General features: G+C 66.5%; 2 protein-coding genes. Both read right to left on the bottom strand.

Features of this window, described 5'->3' with window-relative positions; all coding sequences use genetic code 11:
• A partial coding sequence (locus ACFV2X_RS55440) for a type I polyketide synthase (protein WP_385631914.1) occupies nucleotides 1-1,562 on the bottom strand: 1,562 nt, incomplete at its 3' end.
• A gap of 56 nt (nucleotides 1,563-1,618) precedes the next feature.
• Nucleotides 1,619-3,173: SDR family NAD(P)-dependent oxidoreductase (locus tag ACFV2X_RS55435; RefSeq protein ID WP_385631912.1), on the bottom strand; the 1,555-nt coding region annotated here is incomplete at its 5' end.

The raw sequence follows: 3,173 nt of genomic DNA, 5'->3' as shown, positions 1-3,173 counted from the left end.
AACACCGCACGCCGCGACACCAACGCCGCCGCAACCTCCGGCAGCACCACATCCGATGCGGAACCGACGAACGACGCAAGCCGCTGCGCCTGGCCCACCAGCGAACGAGCACTCCTCGCCGACACCACCAGCGGCACCACATCCGACACCGGCTCAGGCACAGACTCCGCCTGCGGCTCGGGGGAATGCTCCAGGATCAGGTGCGCGTTGGTCCCGCTCATGCTGAAGGAGGACACGGCAGCACGGCGAGGTCGGCCGGTATCGGGCCAGTCTCGAGCCTCGGTCAGCAGCTCCACCGCACCCGCCGACCAGTCCACCTGTGCCGACGGGGTATCGGCGTGCAACGTGGCCGGCATCACGCCGTGCCGCAACGCCTCCACCATCTTGATCACACCAGCCACACCGGCGGCGGCCTGAGTATGCCCGAGGTTCGACTTCACCGAACCGAGCCACAATGGGCGTTCGGGTTCCCGGTCCTGGCCGTACGTCGCAAGCAGCGCCTGCGCTTCGATGGGATCACCGAGCACCGTACCCGTGCCATGCCCCTCCACCACATCCACATCAGCCGCCGACAAACCCGCACTGGCCAGCGCCTGACGAATCACCCGCTGCTGCGACGGCCCATTCGGCGCCGTCAAACCATTCGACGCACCATCCTGATTGACCGCGGAACTCCGGATGACCGCAAGCACCTGATGCCCGTTACGCCGGGCCTCCGACAACAGCTCCAGGACCACGACACCAGCGCCCTCGGCCCAGCCGGTGCCGTCCGCGGTCGCGGAGTATGCCTTGCATCGGCCGTCCGAGGACATCACGCGTTGGCGGGAGAACTCGACGAATGTGGCGGGGTGCGCCATCACTGTCGCGCCACCCGCCAACGCCATCGAGCACTCACCCTGACGTAGCGCCTGGGCCGCCAAGTGCATTGCTACGAGGGAGGACGAGCAGGCCGTGTCGACGGACACCGACGGCCCTTCGAAACCGAAGACATACGACACACGCCCGGATGCCACACTCGACACGACCCCTGTCGCGAGGTAGCCGCCCAGTTCCGGCGGGGTCTCTCCCCGCATCCCGTACCCCTGGGTGATCACACCGGAGAAGACACCGACATCCGATCCCTTCAACGTCCCCGGATCGATCCCGGCCCGCTCCAACGCCTCCCACGAGACCTCCAGCAACAACCGCTGCTGCGGATCCATCGCCAACGCCTCACGCGGCGAAATCCCAAAGAAGCCCGCATCGAACAGGCCCGCCCCATGCAAAAACCCACCCCGGTCGGTGTACGACTTACCCGCCCGACCCGGATCGGCGTCGAACAACCCCTCCACATCCCAGCCACGACCCTCAGGAAAACCCGACACACCCTCCCGACCCTCACTGACCAACCGCCACAGGTCCTGAGGGCTCCCCACATCACCCGGGAAACGGCACGCCATACCCACAATCGCCACCGGCTGCGACTTCTCGGCCTCCAGCTCCAGCACACGCTGCCGGGAGCGTTGCGCTTCGCCGAGAACGCGCTTGAGATAGTCGCGCAGCTTGTCTTCATCCGCCATCAAAGTTCAGCTCCTGGAAGGCAGTGGTATCGGGGTGTGGCAGCGTTGCCTGCCGCGGGCTAGTTGCTGAACGTCGTGTCAATGAGGTCGAAGAGGTCGTCGTCGGAGGTGGCGTCGAAGTCGAGCGCCTCGTCGCCCGTCGGGGTTCCGTTCGCATTCGACCAGGTGGTCAGGAGGACCTGGAGCCGGGTAGTCACCTGGGCGCGGATCGAGTCGTCGACAGGTGTCTCGACCAGCCTGGCTTCCAGCTTGCTCAGTTCGGCCAACAGCGGATGCGTTCCGGTGGGGGACTGTGCGGGCTTGAGGCCGTCGTGCAAGTGGCGGGCGAGGGCGAGTGGGGTGGGGTAGTCGAAGACGGATGTCGCGGCGAGTTTGAGGCCGGTGGCTTCGCGCAGGCGGTTGCGCAGTTCGACCGAGGTGAGGGAGTCGAAGCCGGCCTCATTGAACGCTTTGTGGGCTTCGACATTGCTTATCTCGGTATAGCCGAGAACGGTGGCTGCTTGGGTCAGGACCAGGTCGAGCAGCAGCTTCTCTTGCTCCTGTGGTGTGAGACTGGCCAACCTCGCGGTAAGTCCGCTGCCGTTCTCCCCGGCTTGTGCCTGCCGGCGCCCGGTTTGTACCAGAGCACGCAGCAGGGCCAGGACGCTCCCGCCGGCTGTCGCGTCGGCGCGCATTCCTCGGAGGTCCAGCTTGATCGGCACTGCGAGTGCGGTTGGCATTCGTAGGGCTGTGTCGAACAGTCGCATGCCCTCAGCCAAGCCGATGGGCAGGAGGCCGCCGCGGCTCATGCGTGCCTGGTCGGCTTGGCTGAGGTGTGCGGTCATGCCCGTGGTTTGTTCCCACAGGCCCCAGGCCATCGCGATACCGGGCAGTCCCTCAGCGCGGCGTTTGGCCATCCAACCGTCCAGGAACGCGTTGGCGGCGCCGTAGTTGCCTTGTCCCGCCGAGCCGAACACGCCCGCCGCGGATGAGAACACCGCGAACATCGACAGGTCCATCTCCCGCGTCAGCTCGTCGAGATGACGCACGGCGGTGACTTTGGGAGCGAAGACGGCCGCGACGCGTTCCGGTGTCAGCGTTGCGATCACGCCGTCGTCCAGCACGCCTGCGATATGGACGACGCCGGTCAGTGGGTGTTCGGCTGGTAGGGCCGCGAGCAGTTCGGCGAGTGCGTCTCGGCTGGTGACATCGCACGCCACCGCCGTCACCGTCGCGCCGGCCTCACCGAGTTCGGCAACCAGCTCTCGTGCTCCTTCGGCGTCCGGTCCACGCCGGCTCGCGAGGACGAGATGACGCACGCCGTGTTCACCGACCAGGTGCCGGGCCACCACAGCGCCCAGGGAGCCGGTACCACCGGTCAGCACAACCGTGCCCTCGAGGTCGAGGGGCTCCGGAACGCTCAATACCATTTTGCCGGTATGCCGGGCCTGGCTCATGTGACGGAATGCGTCCGGGGCGCGACGCACGTCCCATGCGGCGAACGGCAGTGGGGTGAGGTCTCCGGTTTCGAACAGCCTCGCCAATTCGACGAGCATCTGCTGGATACGGTCGAGGCCGGCATCGAAAACATCGAACGCCTGGTAAGCCACCCCCGGATGTTCTCCGGCGACAACG

Origin of the sequence: Streptomyces sp. NPDC059679 (assembly GCF_042734105.1) — a bacterium.
GTDB lineage: Bacteria > Actinomycetota > Actinomycetes > Streptomycetales > Streptomycetaceae > Streptomyces.
The sequence above is the reverse complement of the archived record's forward strand: the minus strand, read 5'-3'. Positions and strand labels throughout refer to the sequence as shown.